This is a genomic window from Mesorhizobium sp. M7A.F.Ca.MR.148.00.0.0 (assembly GCF_003997735.1).
Classification (GTDB): domain Bacteria; phylum Pseudomonadota; class Alphaproteobacteria; order Rhizobiales; family Rhizobiaceae; genus Mesorhizobium.
This window is the reverse complement of record NZ_RZTB01000773.1, coordinates 1-221: the sequence shown is the minus strand read 5'-3', so window position 1 is coordinate 221 and position 221 is coordinate 1. Positions and strand designations below refer to the sequence as shown.

The following is a 221-nucleotide window of genomic DNA, read 5'->3' as shown; positions in this document are numbered from 1 at the left end:
ACCACATGCATCCCGATGCCATCATCGCCATTGCCGCCGCCAAGGATTCCAAGGCTCTGACCAAGGAGATCTTTGGCGACGCCATTGGCTGGCTGCCTTGGAAGCGCCCCGGCTTCGAACTCGGCCTGTGGCTGGAGAAGTTCTGCCTCGAACATCCCGCCGCCAAGGGCGTCGTCCTGGAAAGCCACGGCCTGTTCACCTGGGGCGACACCCCCAGGGAA

At 63.3% G+C, this 221-nt stretch carries 1 protein-coding gene; it reads left to right on the top strand.

What is annotated here, in order from left to right; genetic code table 11:
* The coding region (locus EOB49_RS36220; protein ID WP_206526246.1) for a class II aldolase/adducin family protein at nt 1–221 on the top strand (221 nt) is incomplete at both ends.